Raw genomic sequence first — 21,202 nt, 5'->3', positions numbered from 1 at the left:
AGGTCGTGCTGTGTTGCAAGCAAACATCACCTACTTTTCTTGAACTAATATGTAGCCTATACATATTGTTACTTAGTATATCTTAACTATACTTAAACTCTCTTATGCTGTCAAGCAGGGAATTTATTAATCTTTTAACTCATCCACTTTTTTGCGTAGCACATTTAAATCAGTTGCTCCTACAAAAAGACTATCTCCAATTATCAAAAAAGGTGTACCGCCTACTCCTAGATCCCTTACTAAAAGTTTGCTGTTGTTTATCATTTGCTCAATTTTGTCTGCATTATTTTTCATAGAGTTATTAAAATCGTTCTCGTTGATCCCTATATTTTTTACTATATCTAATATAGTTTCGTCTGAAAATTCTCCTCTGTGATCTAGTGCAGCATAGTGAAAATCTAAGTACTTTTCTTTATCGATAAAATAAGTTGCTAAAGCACCTTTTGCTGCCTTTAAAGAATTGTTACCAAGTATTGGAGCATCCCTAAAGATATACTTAACTTTGCCATCATTGATCAATTGTTTTACATCGTTCTTTATAGCTTTGCAATATCCACAAGAATAGTCAAAAAAACCTACAGCTATGATATTGCTATTTTCATTTCCTGAGTAAGGATAAGTAGAGTCGAATATTTCATTTTTATGCTGAGAAATTTTATTTTTGGTTGCATTAGCATAACTATTTTTAGCTGACTCTTCCTGGAGAGCTTTTAGAACTCTATCAAAATTTTTACTGATGTAATTATCCAATCTCTCACCTATATAATCATCATTTAAGTTCTGACTGCGGTGTGAAAGCCAATTGTTTATTACTGGTAAACTTGCTACTGCAAGTATAAAAATCAATAAAAATGGTATCTTAGACATATACTTACTTAAAGAATACAAATATTAAAGAAATGCTTAATGTTAAAACATTTTTATCAAGAAATGCAAACTTTATAAAATGAAATTTAAGATATTTTTGTAAAGTTCATCATAAGATTTGGTGATGAAAAATTTTGCAAAGTAAGGCATTTATAAAGATTTAGATAGTCTTTACCGCTATTTCTAGCAAATTGTAAGCAAAAAAGTTGATTATCTTGTAATCGCTGCATATAATATCGGTAAGCGCGTCGCTAAGTAATATGAACACACTAAGTCTTACATTTCCGATAGTGTTGTTCGGATATAATAGAATGATTTTTCAATAAATGTAAGTAAAAAATGAGGTTTTTAAAAGCTGTCTTTAACTTAGCAATGTTAGCATTTTTTGTAGCTTCGACAGCTGAAGCAAGGTGGAGTAAGTACGAAGATGCTTCTGTCGAGGTTAAGTTTTCTAATGTTAACATTAATGTTAATAGAGATGGTACCTACGAAACGGAAGTAGAACTACAAGCAAAAATACTCAAGGAGTCTGGGCGTGATAGATTTTCTCTGTATAGTTTAATCTACAATGATGATAGTGCAGATTTGACTGTTTTAGAAGCTAAAACAGCTTATAACGGAGAGGAATATATAGTCACTGAAGACATGATAGAGGATAAACCGCTAGCTAGTCCTAGTAAAGGCTTCGATCAGCTAAGGCAAGTAACTATATCGTTTCCTAAAATAGAAATTGGTACAGAAGTATATTTAAGGTATAAACAAGTTAACAAAAAGGTTCCTGTTGATAACTTTTATGGCTTGAGCTTTTCTTATCATGGGGATTATTTACAAGCAGAAAATACTAAAATCAATTCTGAATTACCCCTGGAGATTAAAGTTAATGATCCAAGAGAAGTATTAGAAATCGCTGAGGAAAAAAATGATGATATACACTCTATAAGCATTGCTTTAAAGAAAGCAGTTTATGAAAACACAACAAATGAACCACATAATGGAATATTGAACATAAAACACAACACTTGGGTATCACTTTCAAGCTTATCTGAATGGGAGGATTTAGCTAAAAAATTAGCTCCTGGATATCATAGCGTTATCAATCAGCCGCTTCCTGCAACTTTTGAAGCTATAGCAGAATTTGCTGACAATGAGAGTACCGATGAGGAGAAAATTAATGCAGTCACTTCTTTATTGAATGAAAAAGTTCAGTACATGGGAGACTGGCGTACAGTGTCAGGAAAATTTTTTCCGAGAGATTTGGAGAAAATTGCTGATTCTCAAGTCGGGGATTGCAAAGACTTTTCTGCTAGCACGGCTGCTATTCTGCAAAAACTTGGTTATAAAGTTCAACCTATTTTAGTTATGAGAGGAACTACTAGCACTTCTAATCCTGAAGCATTACCTAATATGGGTAATTTTAATCATGTGATGCTCAAAGTAACAAATAGAGATGGAAAAATATATTGGATCGATCCAACTAATACCGTCAGTATGGCACAGGGTATTTTTCCAGACATTGCTGATAGGAACGCTCTAGTACTCGATTCTGAGGAAGCAGATTACATAAAGATTCCTGCTGTACAAGGTGAAAATTCAAAAGTGATATCCCATAGTGAATTAACTATAGAAGATAATGTTGTAAATGAATATGGCCAGCTTACCGTGCAAGGGGAAGCAGCCTTAGGCTTAACAGGGGTTGGATTGTATTATTCAAATGAGCAATTAAGGGATTCTGTTTTTCGTATGATTAGTGGAGTATATCTTGATGAAGAAGAAAAGAAGTTCTTAGAATTGCCTGACCTTACTTTACGTAATGTAGAAGATCTTACAATCAAATATGAGTTTCAGCAAAAAAATAAGATTTTTAAGACAAATCTAGGACCTGCTTTGAATTTAGGAGATAATTGGCTTAATGATGTTGTCAATACAGCTTCTGACCAAGTGTCAGATCTTTTTATTGGTGTTCCTAAAACTAAGGAAAGCCATATGATAATAAAAGATATCAAAATTAAAAATTGTGAAAATTTGAATTTTGAAATAAATTCTCCTTGGTTATATGTAAATAGGTTCTGTAAATATCAAAATGATGGAACCGAATTTAGCAATTTAATAACCATAAAGAAAAGCTTTATTACCAATGAAGAATTAAAGACTGCTGAATATAAAAACTTAAAAAGCGAATTGGAGAATAATTTTTCTAGAGCCTCTATAATAATAAGTGAATGAGTTGTGCTGGGAAAAGCACTTCTTAAAAGGCTTAAAATTTTTAAAATATGTACAATAACTTACGCGACTTCATCAGAGCATTAGAAGAAAAAAAAGATCTAATTAGAATTAAAAAAGAAGTTTCAACTATTCTTGAAATGACAGAAATTCATCGTAGGGTTTTGTCAAACAAGGGACCAGCTATCATCTTTGAAAATGTTGTCACAGAAAATGGCAAAAATTCAATTCCCGTTTTAGTGAATTTATTTGGTACTATTGAGAGAATTGCATTCGGACTTGGTATAAATTCTGATGAATTAAGGGATCTGGGTAAACTTCTAGCATTTTTGCGATCACCTGAGCCACCAAAAACCTTCAAAGATGCTGTGAAAATGTTTCCTCTACTAAAAGTTGTATTGTCGATGCGGAGCAAAGTTGTGAGCAAAGCCCCATGTCAAGAGGTGGTGCTAACTGGGGATGAGGTGGATCTTAGTTTGCTACCTATTCAGACATGCTGGCCAAACGAGCCTGCACCGCTTATCACTTGGCCACTTGTGGTAACAAAAGGACCAACAGCAGACAAGCAAGATAATTTCAATCTTGGAATATATCGTATGCAGGTTGTGAATAAAAAAACGACTCTCATGCGCTGGCTTGCACATCGTGGTGGTGCAGGTCACCATAAACGGTGGAAGGAGAGGGGACAAAATATGAAGTTTCCTGCGGCTGCTGTGATTGGTAGCGATCCTGCAACAATTATTGCTGCGGTAACTCCGGTGCCGGAGACTTTATCAGAATACCAATTTGCCGGGCTGCTGCGAAAAAAACCACTTGAGCTTGTAAATTGTAAAACTATTCCTCTTCAGGTTCCAGCTCATGCAGAAATTGTTTTGGAAGGATATGTAAGTTTGGATAATTACCAAGATGAAGGGCCATATGGAGACCATACCGGTTACTATAATGCTGTTGAACAGTTTCCTGAGTTTAACATCACTGCAATTACAATGCGCAAAGATCCAATTTATCTCAGCACTTTTACTGGCAAACCACCTGATGAACCATCAATTCTTGGTGAAGCACTCAACGAAATCTTTGTGCCGATTCTTATCAATCAGTTTCCGGAAATAGTAGATTTTTATCTGCCCCCAGAAGGTTGTTCATATAGAATAGCGGTAGTGTCGATAAAAAAGGCTTATCCAGGGCATGCAAAAAGAATTGTTATGGGCACACTATCTTTTCTCAAACAGTTCTTATACACGAAATTTATTATAGTTGTTGATTATGATATAAATATACGTGATTGGAAAGAGGTGATGTGGGCAATGTCAACAAGAATGGACCCTGTGCGTGATACAATTACGATAGAGAATGCCCCAATTGATTATTTAGATTTTGCTTCCCCTGAAAGTGGTCTCGGAGGTAAAATAGGGTTTGATGCAACAAACAAACTTCCACCTGAAACCAAACGAGAATGGGGAAGAAAAATTGAAATGAGCGAGGAAATAATAAAGAAAGTTACAGAGAAGTGGAAGGAATATGGGTTGACAGATGATTAAACTATGATGTAGACTACCGCCGTGTATTTAGGTGTGGTTTGTGAGGCTTTTATATCTTTTATTTTTGTCGGCATGTTTTTCTCTGTATTACTATGTGGGTCCTACATTCTCGCCTTGCCCAAAAGCAACAGTTTGCTTCTCACCTGAAGAAGACTGTGCTGTACCGATAATCAGCGAGATAGACCAATCTAAAGAATCTATCTTAGTTCAAGAATATACATTTACTCTTGGAACAGTTGCAAAATCTTTGATTAACGCCAAAGAGCGTGGTGTTGATGTTAAAGTCGTCTTAGATAAATCACAACTCCATTCAAAATATAGTGTCATAAGCGAATTGTTTTCAAATGGAATACCGATTTGGATCGATAATAAGCCAAAAATTGCTCATAATAAGGTAATAATTGTTGATAATCAAAAAGTCATCACAGGATCGTTTAACCTCAGTAAGACAGCTGAAAAGGGAAACGCTGAAAATTTATTAATTATTGAAAATTATCCTGAATTAGTCCAGCAGTATGTGAAGAACTGGGAAATACGAATGTCACAATCCTATCAATATGCTCCCTAGATACTTGATATCAAAAAAAGTCTTTTTATTGATAGATTTAATTTCTTGTGATATAATAAATTAAAAGGTTTTAAGGGGTAGGTAATGGATTACATAAATGATGCTGCTGATAGTTACGCTGCCATTCATGATTTTTTTCAAAATAATGGTGTTGGAGATTACAAAGTTCAATGCAATTATGGTGGTGTACCGTATGCTACTGACAAATATGTACATTCTGGAGACAAATTTTGGAGCAATAATTTTATAGACTCACATTTTGGAAGGGAAATAAAAATGTATCCTCAAAGTGAGCTTTTAGCTAAAGAGTATGCTGGTAATACACTACCGGTTTCAATATCACTAGACAAGGATCTAATAAAAATAAAAGAATGTAAGAAAAAAACTAAATTTGTAGAACTAGAAGGGGAATCAGGTGATATAGTATATGATAAGCAAAAGCATATAAAGTGCTACACGACAAAGTTATCATATGACGATGTTTCTGTTCATAATAAAAACGAAGTTTCAATACTGAATATTAGATATGATGTGCCAAACGATCCAAGATACAGTTTAAACATAGCCTTCACAAAGGTTAATGATAATAAACCAGGGTTTTGGCAAAAGTTTAAAAATATGTTTTAATAGAGTAGCTTCTAAATCAAGGGGATTTTGTTGAAAAATGAATATCTACTTAATAATGAATTTGGTCAGTAGCTACTAAGTTTGTTTCATAGCTATGCAACAAAAGGTTTGTGCCCTCACGTTTATTCTCTGCAACACGAAAAGTTCGTACAGTTGTACATGCTATGTAGTAGATAAACTTCTACTATATTTTTTTATTCAACTTACCTCTTGTCTATTGAATAGATTTTGTATTAAACCTAAAATTCAACGCACCTAAATATATAAGCATTCCCAACAAAATCATAGGTATAGAAAGCAACTGTCCCATAGTTAAATTGAACCATAAATAGCCAATTTGATAGTCTGGCTCGCGGAAAAATTCAACCATAAAACGTGCTACTCCATACAACATAACTGCAACTCCAGTTGTTGCACCATAATACAATCTCATTTTGTTCAAGTAAAATAGTGAATTTACAACTACGAAAAGTAGCGCTCCTTCAAAAAATGCCTCATAAAGTTGGCTTGGATGGCGCAATAAATTATCACCACTTTCTGGAAATACCATACCCCACGGCATAGTTGTAACCCTGCCAAATAACTCTCCATTTATAAAATTACCTATGCGGCCTAGAAGTAAACCTATCGGAACTCCACAAGAAATTAGATCCAGTGTGTAAAATATAGGAATGTTATGTCTTCTACAGGAGATTATTACTGCAAGCAAAACTCCTATAGCACCGCCATGAAATGACATACCTCCTTCCCAGGTCTTTAGTATTTCGATAGGATTGCTTATATAGAGAACTGGATCATATATCAATACGTACCCAAGCCTACCTCCAAGGATAATGCCTATAATAACGGCTGTTAATAACGAATCGTAAAAATTCTTAGTAAATATTTTTTGATTGTCTAGCTTATGTAAATACCAATATGCAAAAACTATACCCAAAACATATGCTAAAGAGTACCAATATATAGAAACAGGACCGATGCTAAAAATAACTGGACTTAAAGACATATTTTACTACAAATTATTCTTAGACAATCTACTTTTCTCACGTTCCCACTCTCTCTGCTTTATGGTTGCTCTCTTATCATAGAGTTTTTTTCCTTTCACAATGGCAATTTTAGTTTTTGCCAACCCTTTATCATTAAAATAGATAGAAAGTGGCACAACAGTTATTCCAGAGGTTTTGATTTGACCAATTAGCTTATTTATCTCTTTTTTATGCAAAAGCAATTTTCGTTCTCTTTTTGGCTTGTGATTCTTTTGGTTTGCAGCTTTATACTCTGCGATATGCATATTGTTTAGCCATATTTCACCTTTTTTTTCAGTAACGTAAGCATCAGAAATGTTTGCTTTTCTTTCCCTTAGTGATTTCACTTCACTACTTAAGAGGATCATACCTGCTTCAAATTCTTCTAAGATAAAGTATTCAAACCTTGCTTTTCTATTTTCTGCAATAACTTCCATATCTAAAGATATCTTTAAGCTTCAATATATTACAGAACTTTTGGTTTAATTCATAACAAAACAATTATCTCAGTAAATGCAAGTTTGGTTAAAAAAGCTCCAATCTTCCTGCAAGTGTAATTTGTTCCACTCTTCCTACTGCCATTTCAGCCCTAGGACTAGCATTACCTGACAAAGAACTTATCACATCTTTGCAGCCCCATTCAATAGCAAAGTGTAAAGGAGCATATCTATTATTGTTCTGTTTACTAACATATGCCCCACTTTCAATTAAAATATCTCTTATACTTTCATGATCGCTAGCAAAATGCAAAGGAGTGCGTCCACAACTATCCCACACATTAACACATGCTCCATGTTCAATCAGAGTTCTTACTATGTTTTCATTATCACTTTCAGCAGCAAAATGCAAGGGAGTGCTTCTATAATTATCCCACGCATCGACGTATGCTCCGTGTTCAATTAGAGCTATTACTATGTTCTCATAGCCACTCTTAGTAGCAAAATGTAGAGGAGTGTGTCCATCATTGTTCTGCGCGTTAACATCTGCTCCACATGCAATTAGAGCTCTTACTACACTTTCATTCCCACCTTCGGCAGCAAGATGTAAAGGTGTACATACATCATTGTCCCACGCATTAACATTTGCTCCACTTTCAATTAAAATATCTAATATGCCTTTGTGGTTCCATTCAGCAGCAAAATGTAAAGGAGTGCATCCATCGCTGTCCCATGCATCAACATATGCTCCATATTCAATTAGAGCTATTACTATGTTCTCATAGCCACTCTTAGCAGCAAAATGCAACAATGTAGTTTCTACAGGATCTAGATCACTATGTGTAGTGAATATATGATTGATATTAAATCCACTATCTTCCCACCTCCGTAAATCAATTCTTTCTAATTTTATTTTTATTCGTTCAACTATGTTGTTCTTGCTTAAACCTGAAGTATCATTTATTTCTTCAAGCATTTTTAGAAAATCATCAAGCGTCATAATCTCCACTACTTATTAAAATAACTTGGTTATTATGTTCTTTGACACAAAAATCAAGAACTTTTTATTTTTCTAAAAAATCATTTAAGTTATACTCCAAATCATGAAAGTCAGGCAAAATATTAAGTTTTTTTCTCTATCATTTGTGATTTTGTCTTCTCTATGGATTACATTGTCTGGTTATTTTGAGCCTTTTTTTATTCTCTGTGGAGTATTTTCTTCTGTGTTCACATTGATTATCTTTAAAAGGTTAATTGATGCTGAAAGTGCCCTTAGTCAAATTCTAAATGATAGTGGTAGGCTGTCACTTTATCAGCTTATAAGTTATATACCTTGGCTAATTTACCAAATTATTTTTTCAAGTATTTATGTAACAAAAAAGGTGCTACGATTCAAATCTACAGTTGAGCCAATTGTTATTGTAAGAGAATGCATAGGACATAATGATAAGACCATTGCATTATTTGCTAACTCGGTTACGATTACTCCTGGAACTTTAACTATCAATGTTGAAAAGAAGCAGAAAACATATTTATCTACCATATGTTTGATAGATAAAGATCTTGAAAGTGGCATTTCTGAAATAGAAGGTAAAGTCTTAAAAATGTTACACCTAGTTAAGTAATTGCTTTAAATAAGTTAACAGCGTCTCTGTATTCTCTTCTTAGGCTTTCAAGCATTTCTTTTGGAAGGCTATCAATAACAGTAGAACATAAATAATTGTACAAATCTTCTAGCCTTGATATGTTATTTTTCTTCTTGCTGTTGAATTTGTACGGAAAAATGCCCTCCATAATTTCAATATCAACAACCTTATTTAAAAATGCATTTTCACTTGTTATGCTTATTCTTGTAAGTATAGTATTAATTTCAGGTTCATTACTCGTATAAATATCTGATAATTCTGCCATTTTAATGACGTATAAAGTTACTACTTTTGATAAACAATTATCAGAATATTCACAATTTTTTATTACCTCCCACTGAGTAACCTGAGACTTGCTTGTTTTTGCATTGCTTGGTAATTTATTCATTGAATTTTCTCCATTTAATTCAGTGTAGTAAATTATACTAATACTTTGTTAAATAAATAATAACGCAGCCATAAAAATATGCATTTATTTACCATAAATTGTATAATATTCCTAAAATGAAATGTTAAAGTTACTTCAAACTGAATGATTTCTTTAATTCCATGTTATTCAGCAGTGTAAAATATTGCTACACAATAGTATTTATTCTAAAATAAACTTTCCTTTTGAGCTATTTTATTAATATCCATTCTTACGGCTGCACTAAAATGAAAAAGATAAAACTCGGAATACTAATTTCAGGTAGAGGATCAAACATGCAGGCTTTAATAGAAGCATGTCAAGATCAGAATTTCCCTGCTGAAACTGTGTGTGTTATCACAAATAATAGTGAAGCTGGAGGCCTTAAAATAGCAAAGCAAGCAGGAGTTTCAGCGTTTGTTGTTGAAGATAAGCCACTTGATACTGATAAAATTCATGAAATACTTGTTCAACATAAGGTTGATTTAATTTGCCTTGCAGGGTTTATGAGAATTATAAAGGCCAATTTCCTGAATAAATGGCATAACAAAGTTATAAATATTCATCCCTCTTTACTTCCGTCATTTAAGGGCCTAAATGCTCAGGAGCAAGCTCTGAAAGCGGGTGTAAAAATTACAGGATGTACTGTGCATTATGTTACTCCTGAAATTGATGCTGGAGCCATAATCGCTCAAGCTACTGTTCCAGTGTTACCAAATGATGATGTTCACAGTCTCTCAGAGCGCATTCTAGCTGAAGAGCATAAGTGTTATGTAAAAGCAGTAAGATCAATAGTAGAAGGTATTAACTATTGACCTTGAGCGTTTCTTCCAACTTCAACAAAAAATAAATTTTCAGGATTCAGTAAAGAACTTGCCAGCTTGTTTACTTTTTCCAATTGAACATCATTAATGATATTTGCATAATTATTTATATGGTTAATATCACGATCATCTATCTGCATACTATCCAGTAACGTTGCTGTATTCGCATTATTGGATAGAAAAGAGAAGATAAGGTTATTTACTAAACTGGTTTTTGCATCCTTGAATAATTGTTCGTCAATTCCTTCCTCTTTTATTCTGCTAAATGTATCTTTTACTGCTGATATAGCTTTGCTAGCAGTGGAACTATCAGTACTCATAAATCCAGATATAATATTTCCATGCTTATTAGGAACATTACGTGCACTAACACCATAAGTAATACCTAGATTTTGTCTCAACTCTTTCATCAGTATTGAGTTTAGACTCATACCACCAAGCGCATTAATCAAAACACTAGCATTATAGTAATTAGGGTCTTCATATGCTATGCCTTTTTGAGCAAAAAGTATTACACTCTGTGGTATATCCATAAAAACGCTCTTACTTTCTGCAGGCCCAAATTCATTTTTTACAGATACCTTCCTAACTTTCGATCTTTTTGATGGTAACTTAGATAAATATTTATCGAGCAGCGTACTAACTTCTTCTTTTGTTGCACAACCAACAATACTAATAACGATATTATCCTTAGTAAAACTACGCTTTATGTATGTTAAAACATCGTCTCTAGTAATGTTCATTATAGTGTCTAGAGTTCCATATGGATCTCTTGAGTAAGGATGTTTTTTGAACAACAATGTATCTAACTCTTTTGCAGCAATAAAATAAGGGTCTTTTTCAAAATTATTAAAGTTTACTTTGGCTTTTTCGAATACTCTATTTAACCCCTCAGGATCAACTTTAGGGCGCATTATAGCATCACTCAGTAGTGAAATTGCATCCTCTAGATTCTCAGATAAAGTGTTTAATGAAACCCTAAATGCTTCTAAACCAGCAGTAAAATTTAAACTAATTCCTTTATCCTCAAGCTTTTTCGCAAAATCTTTGGCATCATTTTTTCCTGCTCCTTCTTGAATTACAAGAGAAGTAAACCAAGCAAGCCCCTGCTTTTCTGCACTTTCATACACACAACCTGCATCTTTGAATGATATATTAAGTGAAACTTTTGGTAGATCATGGTTTTCAACAAATAAAAACTTAAATCCTTTATTAGTAGTAACCTCCTCTATATTTAAGTGACTGCTTGCTTGCAAATTAAAGCCTAGACAGAAAAAAAATAGAAATACATATTTACTTATCTTCATTATTACCTCCTTTTGGTAGCAAACGACCAACTAATTTATTAGTAGAAAAGATAGCGTGAACTTTATTATTTACATCCTCTAGATTGACATCATTAATTTTGCTATATGAAATGTCTATTTCATCAAGTGGAATACCTAGTGCTAGACGTGGTATATAAAACATTGCTATATTAGTTAAATCAGATAGATTATCAAGCTGTGCTGCTTTGTATTTAGACTTTGTACTTTGCAACTCTTCACTTGTTATTCCTTCAGAGTTAAAGTGATTAATAGAATTTTCTAACTCTCTTGCAACAGCATCCAAATTCACCCCGCTTTTTGGAGTTACCCGAATCTCAATGTAACCATTACTAAAAGCTAAGCTATTATAATAAGCAAACACTTCTACTGCTACATTCTTATCTAGAACTAAATCTTTATATAGCTTACTAGACTTGCCATTCCCCAAAACATCAACTGCCAAATCAACAGGAAAAGTTTCACTTATTTGCTCAAATAAAGGAACACTATAGCGAAAGTATAAAACTGGCTCTTTTACTTCAGTGCTTTCTAAAATTACCGATATATCTGCATTATGTATTGAATCTTGGTTCGGATAATGCTTCACTACAGGCTCAGCTTTAATTGCACCATATTTTTCCTTTGCTAATCCCACTACTTCTTCAAATTCTACATCACCAACAACGAGCAGTATAGCATTACCTGGATGATAATAGTTATCATGAAACCTTGTTATGTCATCTTGATTGTAAGTTTTAATATCGCTCTCCCAACCAATAACAGACCTACCATAACCATTACGATAAAATGCACTGTTCATTTCCTCCCATAGTAAAGCTTCAGGATTATTATCAAATCTCATCTTTCTTTCTTCTAATACGATATTTTTTTCTCTATCTATTTTGTCTTGAGTAACATCAAAATTGCCCATTCTATCTGCTTCAATTTCCATTGCTAGTGGTAAATCTTTTTTGAGAACTAATTCGTAGTAGCAGGTGTATTCTTTAGTGGTAAAAGCATTAAATTGGGCCCCAATGCTGCCCAAAGTGGATTCTATGTCTTTAAATTTTCCTGTAGTTTCAAACATTAAGTGTTCAAAGTAGTGAGCCAATCCTGCTTTGCCAATTGGGTCATCCATTCCCCCAACTTTATATATTATTGCATGAAAAACAGCTGGAATTCGGTGATTAGGTACTACATAAACATCCAATCCGTTACTGAGCTTAGCATGCTTTATGATTTCAGCTTCCAAAGAAATCGGACAAATGAAAAAAAACACAGATAGTATAAAAAAACTAAAGAATTTGCGAAGCATTATTTCATTCCTCATTTTGCTTAGAGATAGACCTATCATATATATACCACTTATATAACAATGTACACATTCCACAAACTATAGATAGATCTGCTAAATTAAAGGCTGGCCAATACCAATCATTGATATGAAAATATATGAAGTCATATACAGCTCCCCAATAGATTCTATCAATTACATTTCCGATCGCTCCACCAATCATCAGAGAAAAACTAAGGTAAATTGACTTATCATTAGATTTATATATCAAGTATGCAAGTATACCAATTATTAATATTGAACATGCTGAAAAAAAGAAGCTGCCATGCGGCAGAGTACTACACATTCCAAAGCTAATTCCTGAATTCCAAACTTCAACTAATTTCATAAAACTAGTAATCTCGATTGACTCCCCCTCATCAATCAAAGAGTTTATATACAATTTACTTGTTTGATCGAATGATACTATAATCAATATAATAACTAAACATATCCTTTTCATAAGTTTATCTTTAACTGGTAAGCCTTCATTATATCACGGTCTATCTGTTTTGTTAACTCGTTAATACTATGGAATTTTTTTTCTGCCCTAATAAATTTTAAAAGTTGTATGTCAACCTTAAAATTGTATACATTTTCGTTGAAGTCAAATATATGCATTTCTACTATAGGTTTTTTTAAGTCCTTAAATGTAGGTCTCATACCAATGTTGACTACTCCATATAGCCAACTTGAACTATTTTCAGAAAATGCAACTTTGGCGTAATATGTACCAAGCTTAGGTTTTATCATGTAATCTTCTATCGGAATGTTTATGGTTGGAAACCCTATTTCTCTACCTCTACATGCACCTTTTGTTACAATACCAGAAACTTGATAAGACCTACCAAGCAATTTATTAGCAATTTCTATTTCGCCTTTTTGTAAACACTCTCTGATTGAGGAAGAAGAGCAAATTTTTCTATCGATTATCAATGGCTCTAATTTAGTTAAAGAATATTCATACATCTGAGAATATTTTTCTAGAGTTAATATGTTACCCAATCGTTTGTGACCAAAAGTACAACTTTCTCCAACAGTTATATGTTTAGCACCATACTTCTTTACCAAAATCTTACCAATGAAGTCATCGCAGCTAACCTCAGAAAAACCTCTATTAAAATTAATAATATACAAGTAATCTATACCATAGCTGCTGATTAGTTCCTTTTTTTGTTCTTGGTCTATTAACCTAAAATTGTTCCTACTAAATAAAACAGTTGATGGGTGAGGCTCAAAAGTTAAAACTGCAGAGGGTAATCCTCTTTCTTGTGCTACCTTCTTTAGATTGGAAATTGCAAACTTATGTCCTAAATGAACGCCATCGAAATTTCCGAAAGTTAGTGCCACATTATCTTTTATCCCTTGCTCACAGTTGTAAATAATTTTCATACAATTTGATATTTTATATATATTTTTTATATATAATAGTTGTATTTTATGAACTATGGAGATAAATCGTGAAAAACACTAAAGGAAAAGTTGTAATATATGTGAAGAAGTACTGCCCATTCTGCAAGAAAGCAAAAGAGTTATTGGATGAAAAAGGTGTGAAATACGAAGAAATTGATGTACTTAGAAACTCGGATTTGTTTGACGGTATAAAATCAAAATATAACGTCAGGACAGTTCCACAAATTTTTATTACTGATGAAAATGGTGATTATGTACATCATATTGCTGGATGTGACAAATTGATGGATCTTGAAAAAGAAGGAAAGTTGGATAATATGTTAAATAACAATGAAGATAGCATTAATGCAACAGCTTACACAAGCGGCAGTGATGAACACGAGGGATGTAATATAATACATAATGAAGATTTTATGTGATTTTTTTGTCTTACTGTTGCTGGCATACCCACTTTAAACAATTTTTAATGAATTAAAAATACAATTCATCTAGTGAGTTTTTTTAGTGGGAAAAAATGATAAAAAATATTATAATTGTTAGCAAAAACTTAATTAGTATTGAATTAATTAACAAACAAGATTTAGAGAGTTTCATCAAGATTTTCACAGTGCTTGATAAGCATATAGCAGCTAAAACTCTTTTTACAGAAGAAGTGACAATAGAGTATAAACAACACAATTGCATAGAAGTTGTTGAATTGATAAAAGATACAGGTTTTACATATCATGATGTTGAGAATGTGTTAAATCACCTAAGTAATCATGGAATGAAAGTACCAAGTAGCGTTATAGCAAGCACCCTTTCTTCTTCATACAATCACGCACTTGAGTCTAAGGATGTAGCATTTGCCTGTTCTAAAGGGTTGCCACAATTTTACATCAGGGTAAATAAGAATACCTTTATAATGACTCCTATAAGTGAAGAGAATCTGGAATTGAATTCGCAAAATAGCAAAATGCTTATAGAGTCATTAAAGAGCGAAAAAAGCACTTATGATTGCATAGTGGAAGAAAATATCATCAAAGTTATAGTGCATTCTGAAATACATCAGGCTATAAACTCGATTATAAAATCGCTGATAAAGTCTTGCCTTTTAGCAAGAGATGAAGAAGAAAAATTCAAAGAGAAATTGAGACAACTTGCTTTTAAAGATCAAGCTTTCGTTGAGTATTCTAGCATCAAAACCATTCATAGATATCCGAATAACCATCCTCTGAGAAAGCATGAAAGTGTTATTAAAGATATAGAAAATATTTTATGTGATTTCATAATAAATGAGAACAGCGGGTTTGCTATAGAGCGGTTAAATAGACTGGGCTCAGAAGTCTCTCCAAATACTCCAAGAATCATCACTAAAACTATAGATAAGCTTGTTAAGTTTCACTAAAATGTTGTTGGAATGGTTTTAGCCAATGTCTACATATATCTGATTTTTACTGATTGAGTGGAGCAATTGAGCTGCTCTCTGTCATCCCAGCGTTTAACACTGGGATGATTTCGTTGTATGGTATCTTATATAGTGTTTTACAAATTCACATAGCTATTTCAAATTTACCCATATCAATGTCAGTAAATTTATTGAGAAAATATCACTTAGTTCTTTAAATTTATGTTTTTGAATATATATTAATCATTTATTTTCAAAGCCTCAATAAAAGCATTTTGTGGGATGTTTATGTTTCCTACAGAATGCAATCTTTTCTTACCTTTCTTCTGCTTTTCAAGCAGCTTCATCCTTCGTGTAACGTCTCCACCATAGAGCTTGGCTGTTACATCTTTTCTATACGGGTTAATCGTTTCTCTAGCAATAATTTTTCCGCCTACTGCCGCTTGAATCGCGATTTTATATTGCTGGCGTGGTATCAAGTCTTTCAAACGTGCACATATTTCACGGCCTCTTTTTTCTGCCCTGCTTTTATGAACAATGCAGGCTAACGCATCCACAGGTTCTCCATTAACTAAAAAACTTAATTTATCTATCTGACTTTCCTGATAATCGGATATTTCCCAATCTAAACTTGCATATCCCTTGGAAATTGATTTTAGTCTATCGTAAAAATCAAAAACAACCTCAGACAGCGGTAATTTATACTTCAGTAGTGCTGTTGTCGTATTACCAACATAAGATAAATCCTGCTGTTCTCCTCTCCTCTCTTCACACAGAGATAGAATCTCTCCTAAATATTGATCAGGTACCATTATAGTTGCAGTGATCCACGGTTCTTCCACTATTTCAATTTTTGTAGGGTCTGGCATATCGCTTGGGTTATGGATATTTAAAACTTTACCATTTTGTGTTTCAACTTTATATATAACACTCGGTGCAGTTGCTGTTAGATCTAAATCAAATTCTCTTTCGAGTCTTTCTTGAATGACTTCAAGATGTAGCATTCCTAAGAAACCGCAACGAAATCCATAACCTAGGGCATTTGACGTTTCAGCATCAAATGTAAAACTAGCATCATTTAAATGTAATTTTTCTAGTGCTTCCCTTAAATATTTAAAATCATCTGTGTTATTGGGAAAAATACTGCAAAATACTACAGGATGTACTTCTTTAAAGCCAGGTAATGCCTTGCTGCACGGCCTTTTCTCTTCAGTAATAGTGTCTCCTACTTTGCAGTCTGCTACTTCTTTCATTGAAGCAGTTATAAAACCAACTTCACCTGCTGAAAGTTCACCAGTCATAACTTTTTTAGGAGTGAAAATACCGATATTATCGACCTGATATGTAGCATTATTAGACATCATAACGATTCTCATGCCTTTTTTTAGTACTCCATTTTTAACTCGCACTAAAATTACTACTCCTAGGTAAGGATCATACCAACTATCAACTAAAATTGCTTGCAGTGGAGCATTTGTATCACCTTGAGGAGCGGGAAGTTTTGTCACTATAGCTTCAAGTACATCCTTTATCCCAAGACCAGTTTTTGCCGATATCAAAATTGACTCAGTTGCATCAATTCCGATTACCTCTTCAATCTGAAGCTTTATCCTTTCTGGATCTGCAGCAGGAAGATCGACTTTATTAAGCACAACTATTATCTCATGATTATTGTCAATTGCCTTGTAGACATTTGCCAGAGTCTGAGCTTCAACTCCTTGGCTGCTATCTACTACCAAAAGTGAGCCTTCACATGCGGCTAAGCTTCGGCTGACTTCATATGAAAAGTCAACATGACCTGGTGTGTCCATGAGGTTGAGGCAATATTTATTACCATTATTTGCAGTGTAATTGAGTCTTACCGTTTGTGCTTTGATTGTGATTCCGCGTTCACGCTCTATATCCATTGAGTCAAGTACCTGATTGGTCATTTCCCTTGTCTCAAGACCGTTACATTCTTCTATCAAACGATCAGCAAGAGTTGACTTCCCATGATCTATATGTGCTATTATTGCAAAATTTCTTATATTGTTCATAGATCTACTTATTTAAGTAGATCTATTTTACATTTTAAGTATTACAAGAGCAATTACTTATATCTCTCTTTGCTAAAAACATTAAGCTGTCCTTGCCAATGGACGGCAATGCTCATTAGCTGATGCTTGCTTCACTGTGCTACTTGGATCTTCTTGCTGTCTACACGTTTTTACTGCATCAGCAAGGCTTAGGTAAGCATCACCAACTTTAATCTTTACATCTTTATTTTTTTCTAAATCCGCATCAGTTGGTCTATCACTTATTATTCTAATACTATCATCACTGTTAGCACCTAATGTAATGCTACATTCCTTTCCGTCTACATACCAGTTAAACTTTATTCCATATTGAACTGTGGTACCTATATGATAATATCTAATCCCCTCATGTATTTTACCACTGATAAATTCTTTTTGATCTCCACTTGAAAGAAGAAAACCGGCAATATTGTTTTCTTTACAAAAATCACTATTTAAAAATTCGCTTACTTTAATATCTGTGCTTTTATTGTCTTCTTTTAGCTTAATTATTGTATAAAGAAGATCTGAATTACTATCCCTTTTGATTGACATCGCATCAATAGTGCCGTTTTCTATATACTTGCTAAACTCTGCTTTAGCTTTCTCTTCTAACTCTTTTTTCCTTGCTGCACTTTGTTCTTGTTGTTGCATGTTTTCTAGCACTTCTTTCATTTTTTTTTGGAGTGATTCGATATCCTGGATTAACCCGGATTCATCAAAGTCGAAGATCACGAATGCTTGGCCCAATCTTGTCTTCAATTCTTTAATTATGTTTACTATCTTTAAGATAGACTCTAAGTTTTGATAATGTACAATAATTTTTTGAGCATTTAGGCTACCCTTATTGCCATCCCAGTCAGAACTAATGTTATCAAATATTGAATTAAGTCCTTTATAAATGGTTATCAATTCATTTGATTCCTCTTTGCCTATTCCATTACTTTTAATACTGCTAATACAATTATTGAATAACTCTATCTCTTTAGAATCTGCAAATAATACACCATACAATTTTTTATGTGCTACTGCATCTTGTATCTTTTGTTTTAGTTTCTTTAATTCTTCTAATTCATCACTATTCATACATTTTACCTCATAAAACTATTTAATATTATATACATAAACATTAGGGAATGTTAGCACTTTCTATATGCTTGCGCACTTCCTATTATTCCTTTAACATAGCTGACACTTTTTTTGAATGAGAAATCACTTTATTAATCATATAATTCTCATGATTGTTATCTATTTTAGGCAGCTCATACAGATAATTCACCATTATTCCGGCTGACTGACTAATGCCTTTTTCAGAAGTATCAGCCATCCAGTTGATTTGTTTGATTGATGCACCATTGCTTAAATGAAAGTGTGCTACTGGATCATAAGCACCTCCACCACTGCTTTTAACCTTTAGCAAATAATGTGCACAAAGTTTCAGTAGGGACTGTTTTTCGCATTCAATGTTAGTTTTTATGCTTTCTAAAATTTCTGTACCTGATTGTTTTATATTAAGCTTACCTAATAAAGCTACGTCTTGATTTTTTAGCCATTTTGTAAATCCAGGAACTGGAGAAAGAGTTGCATACACTTTTACGCTTTTAAATTCTTGCGATAGTTTTTCTACGACTCTCTTTATTAAAAAGTTACCGAGGCTAATTCCAGATAAACCAGTTTGAGTGTTTGATATTGAATAGAATATAGCAGTACTTGCACTGCTTGGGTCACTTGAAGGAACTGACTCGTCCAAAACGTGTTGAATACTATCTGCAATCTCATTCATCAGTGCAACCTCTACAAAAATTAAAGGTTCATTTGGTATTTTGTAATGAAAGAAAGCAAAACAGAGATGATCAGAATCTAGTCTGTTTTTTAAGTCACCCCAAGAGGAAATTTTATGTACAGCTTCATATTTTATAAGTTTTTCCAACAATGATGCAGGTGAATCCCAGGTGATTTGATGAAGATCAAGTAGATCAACATCAACCAAAGTACAAAGTATACTTTTTAATTCGTTTTCTAGTGGACTTAGACTTTTATATTGATTCTTCAGCTTGAGTACATCAGAACGCATATCAACAATAAACTTAAGGCCCTCCGGTAAGGAGATAAACTGCTTCAATATTTTAGAGCGTGGTGATTCAAGGACTTTTATTAAGTCTTGTTCAAACTTATAGCTCGACTCAGAATCTTGATTTTTCTTATATACTTTCATTTCTTCATCTATTTTCGTTTTATCCGGATTGAACTTTTCTGCCAGGGTTTGTAAAAATTTTATTTGACCTGCCTCTGATAAACTCAAGTACAAATTACCAAGAGATACGGTGTTCTTACGTGCTGAGACTTCACCCCCCTTTGGGTTTAAGCATTCGTTCATCTTCAAGACTAAACTATCGACATCGCGACTACTACTTAAATCAGGGCCAATATTGCCAACCCATGACCTTACAGCATCTGCTACTTCACCTAATATTTTAAAAAATCCCTTTGTTGCTTTCTTATCTTCAACTTTTACTATATCAGTTTTTGCTAATGATTCTTTTGTCATATGTTCCTTTTATCGTGTATCTATCTTAATTTAAAGAAAAATCTTAGTCTATAAAGAAGGCATATATTTTCATGGTACAACTATTTTACAATCTATTTAAAATTTTCGTAAAGAGAGTTATATTTTTAATTTCATTATTTCTCTTACAAAAGTACTTTTATTATAAAAATGCCCTTTTGCCTCTTTCTTTTCCGGGTAAGGCTGATTTTTTAATTACCTAGTCGAAGTTACTTAATTTTTACACATCTATTGTAAAGTACAAAATCTGACTTTGGAATGAAAATGCTAGCTGATGCTTGGACTTTATTGATAATTACGCTACTTGAAACTATACTTGGTATAAACAATTTAATCTTTATTTCTCTAGCAATAGATAAGGTGCCAAATCTGCTGAGAGAAAGAGCCCGCCTTATAGGTTTTGGCTTAGCGCTATTGATGCGTTTTGTAATACTATTTTTTACATCATATATACTATCAATGCAAAAGCCTATATTTCACGCTGTATCGCTAGATATCTCAGTAAAGGATTTACTTATGATTGCAGGAGGGTTATTCCTTATTGTTAAAAGTTCTATAGAGTTATGGAGCGAAATTTTTGTACATAAGGAGAACAAAACAAAGGCAAATGTTAAATCACAATTTTTTTTAGTTGTGCTACAAATTATATTAATAGACTTAGTTTTTTCGGTTGATTCAATATTAACTGCCATAGCATTAACTCACAATATGATAATCATTGCCATAGCATTTACATTTTCCATATTAGCGATGCTATTTTCATCAAATTATACCGCTCAGGTAATAAAATCCAACCCAAGCTTAAAAGTAATTGCCATTCTATTTATTTTACTCGTCGGTGTATATCTAACACTTGAAGGGCTTCACATAGAACTACCAAAAGCATATTTGTATTCTTCATTTATGTTTGCAGTGCTTGTGGAAGCTATAAGCAAAATAAAGACAATGCGGCCTTGAAATTATTTTGCACAAGGCAAAAGTCTA

General features: G+C 33.2%; 21 protein-coding genes. 9 read left to right on the top strand and 12 right to left on the bottom strand.

Annotated elements, in window-relative coordinates:
* Nucleotides 1-126 precede the first annotated feature (126 nt).
* Complete coding sequence (locus OPR35_RS05630; RefSeq protein WP_149168950.1) at nucleotides 127-867, bottom strand: DsbA family protein; 741 nt, start codon at nucleotides 865-867, stop codon at nucleotides 127-129.
* A gap of 339 nt (nucleotides 868-1,206) precedes the next feature.
* Here OPR35_RS05630 and OPR35_RS05625 point away from each other — a divergent pair, with 339 nt between their 5' ends.
* The 4 genes from OPR35_RS05625 to OPR35_RS05610 all read left to right on the top strand — a co-directional run bounded on the left by OPR35_RS05625 (nucleotide 1,207) and on the right by OPR35_RS05610 (nucleotide 5,820).
* Entirely contained in the window at nucleotides 1,207-3,090 is a 1,884-nt protein-coding gene (locus tag OPR35_RS05625; RefSeq protein WP_007301951.1) for a DUF3857 domain-containing protein, read from the top strand.
* 47 nt (nucleotides 3,091-3,137) lie between these two features.
* Entirely contained in the window at nucleotides 3,138-4,625 is a 1,488-nt protein-coding gene (locus OPR35_RS05620) for a UbiD family decarboxylase (protein ID WP_052264652.1), read from the top strand.
* Nucleotides 4,626-4,665: 40 nt separating this feature from the next.
* Nucleotides 4,666-5,193, top strand: coding sequence for a phospholipase D family nuclease (locus OPR35_RS05615; RefSeq protein ID WP_007301949.1), 528 nt, complete (start codon nucleotides 4,666-4,668; stop codon nucleotides 5,191-5,193).
* An 84-nt stretch (nucleotides 5,194-5,277) separates the two neighbouring features.
* Nucleotides 5,278-5,820, top strand: coding sequence for a hypothetical protein (locus OPR35_RS05610; RefSeq protein ID WP_265024788.1), 543 nt, complete (start codon nucleotides 5,278-5,280; stop codon nucleotides 5,818-5,820).
* A gap of 214 nt (nucleotides 5,821-6,034) precedes the next feature.
* Here the strand turns inward: OPR35_RS05610 and lgt are convergent, their stop codons facing one another.
* The 3 genes from lgt to OPR35_RS05595 all read right to left on the bottom strand — a co-directional run bounded on the left by lgt (nucleotide 6,035) and on the right by OPR35_RS05595 (nucleotide 8,282).
* Nucleotides 6,035-6,826 carry a prolipoprotein diacylglyceryl transferase gene (gene lgt / locus OPR35_RS05605; RefSeq protein ID WP_007301947.1) on the bottom strand — a complete coding sequence of 264 codons (792 nt, stop codon included), beginning with the start codon at nucleotides 6,824-6,826 and terminating at the stop codon, nucleotides 6,035-6,037.
* Between the two features lie 6 nt (nucleotides 6,827-6,832).
* Nucleotides 6,833-7,282 carry an SsrA-binding protein SmpB gene (smpB, locus tag OPR35_RS05600; protein ID WP_007301946.1) on the bottom strand — a complete coding sequence of 150 codons (450 nt, stop codon included), beginning with the start codon at nucleotides 7,280-7,282 and terminating at the stop codon, nucleotides 6,833-6,835.
* Nucleotides 7,283-7,370: 88 nt separating this feature from the next.
* On the bottom strand, nucleotides 7,371-8,282 hold the full coding sequence (locus tag OPR35_RS05595) for an ankyrin repeat domain-containing protein (RefSeq protein ID WP_007301945.1): 912 nt from the start codon (nucleotides 8,280-8,282) through the stop codon (nucleotides 7,371-7,373).
* Nucleotides 8,283-8,385: 103 nt separating this feature from the next.
* Here OPR35_RS05595 and OPR35_RS05590 point away from each other — a divergent pair, with 103 nt between their 5' ends.
* A complete protein-coding gene (locus OPR35_RS05590; RefSeq protein ID WP_006015458.1) occupies nucleotides 8,386-8,907 on the top strand; it encodes a Na+/H+ antiporter subunit E in 522 nt (173 codons plus the stop codon).
* On the opposite strand, the gene OPR35_RS05585 is transcribed toward OPR35_RS05590, so the two are convergent.
* Nucleotides 8,900-9,316, bottom strand: coding sequence for a hypothetical protein (locus OPR35_RS05585; protein ID WP_007301944.1), 417 nt, complete (start codon nucleotides 9,314-9,316; stop codon nucleotides 8,900-8,902). The two genes, OPR35_RS05590 and OPR35_RS05585, sit on opposite strands and share 8 nt — an antisense overlap.
* Before the next feature lie 266 nt (nucleotides 9,317-9,582).
* Between OPR35_RS05585 and purN the strand changes: the two genes are divergently transcribed.
* Nucleotides 9,583-10,149, top strand: coding sequence for a phosphoribosylglycinamide formyltransferase (gene purN / locus OPR35_RS05580; protein WP_007301943.1), 567 nt, complete (start codon nucleotides 9,583-9,585; stop codon nucleotides 10,147-10,149).
* Here the strand turns inward: purN and OPR35_RS05575 are convergent.
* From OPR35_RS05575 to ribF, 4 genes are read right to left on the bottom strand one after another with little or no spacing between them, the layout of a single operon-like run.
* Nucleotides 10,143-11,465: a M16 family metallopeptidase gene (locus tag OPR35_RS05575; protein ID WP_213863774.1), complete on the bottom strand. Its 1,323-nt coding sequence runs from the start codon at nucleotides 11,463-11,465 to the stop codon at nucleotides 10,143-10,145. The two genes, purN and OPR35_RS05575, sit on opposite strands and share 7 nt — an antisense overlap.
* Nucleotides 11,452-12,780 carry a M16 family metallopeptidase gene (locus OPR35_RS05570; protein ID WP_012481845.1) on the bottom strand — a complete coding sequence of 443 codons (1,329 nt, stop codon included), beginning with the start codon at nucleotides 12,778-12,780 and terminating at the stop codon, nucleotides 11,452-11,454. The genes OPR35_RS05575 and OPR35_RS05570 overlap by 14 nt, the downstream gene beginning before the upstream one ends.
* Before the next feature lie 4 nt (nucleotides 12,781-12,784).
* Nucleotides 12,785-13,261, bottom strand: coding sequence for a signal peptidase II (gene lspA, locus OPR35_RS05565; protein ID WP_007301940.1), 477 nt, complete (start codon nucleotides 13,259-13,261; stop codon nucleotides 12,785-12,787).
* A complete protein-coding gene (gene ribF / locus OPR35_RS05560) occupies nucleotides 13,258-14,190 on the bottom strand; it encodes a riboflavin biosynthesis protein RibF (protein WP_019236620.1) in 933 nt (310 codons plus the stop codon). The genes lspA and ribF overlap by 4 nt, the downstream gene beginning before the upstream one ends.
* 68 nt (nucleotides 14,191-14,258) lie before the next feature.
* Between ribF and OPR35_RS05555 the strand changes: the two genes are divergently transcribed.
* Both OPR35_RS05555 and OPR35_RS05550 read left to right on the top strand, forming a co-directional pair.
* Nucleotides 14,259-14,630: a glutaredoxin gene (locus tag OPR35_RS05555; protein WP_006015443.1), complete on the top strand. Its 372-nt coding sequence runs from the start codon at nucleotides 14,259-14,261 to the stop codon at nucleotides 14,628-14,630.
* A gap of 95 nt (nucleotides 14,631-14,725) precedes the next feature.
* A complete protein-coding gene (locus OPR35_RS05550; RefSeq protein ID WP_007301937.1) occupies nucleotides 14,726-15,598 on the top strand; it encodes a hypothetical protein in 873 nt (290 codons plus the stop codon).
* Between the two features lie 239 nt (nucleotides 15,599-15,837).
* Here the strand turns inward: OPR35_RS05550 and lepA are convergent, their stop codons facing one another.
* The 3 genes from lepA to OPR35_RS05535 all read right to left on the bottom strand — a co-directional run bounded on the left by lepA (nucleotide 15,838) and on the right by OPR35_RS05535 (nucleotide 20,200).
* Nucleotides 15,838-17,634 (bottom strand): translation elongation factor 4, encoded by a 1,797-nt coding sequence (gene lepA / locus OPR35_RS05545; RefSeq protein WP_007301936.1) that lies wholly within the window; start codon nucleotides 17,632-17,634, stop codon nucleotides 15,838-15,840.
* Between the two features lie 81 nt (nucleotides 17,635-17,715).
* A complete protein-coding gene (locus OPR35_RS05540; RefSeq protein ID WP_019236619.1) occupies nucleotides 17,716-18,738 on the bottom strand; it encodes a hypothetical protein in 1,023 nt (340 codons plus the stop codon).
* 85 nt (nucleotides 18,739-18,823) lie between these two features.
* Complete coding sequence (locus OPR35_RS05535; protein ID WP_019236618.1) at nucleotides 18,824-20,200, bottom strand: malonyl-CoA decarboxylase; 1,377 nt, start codon at nucleotides 20,198-20,200, stop codon at nucleotides 18,824-18,826.
* A gap of 282 nt (nucleotides 20,201-20,482) precedes the next feature.
* On the opposite strand from OPR35_RS05535, the gene OPR35_RS05530 reads away from it, so the two are divergent.
* Nucleotides 20,483-21,175: a TerC family protein gene (locus tag OPR35_RS05530; RefSeq protein WP_265025029.1), complete on the top strand. Its 693-nt coding sequence runs from the start codon at nucleotides 20,483-20,485 to the stop codon at nucleotides 21,173-21,175.
* Nucleotides 21,176-21,202 lie beyond the last annotated feature (27 nt).

This window comes from Wolbachia endosymbiont (group B) of Protocalliphora azurea (assembly GCF_947251865.1).
Taxonomy (GTDB): domain Bacteria; phylum Pseudomonadota; class Alphaproteobacteria; order Rickettsiales; family Anaplasmataceae; genus Wolbachia.
This window is presented reverse-complemented; position numbering and strand designations above follow the sequence as displayed.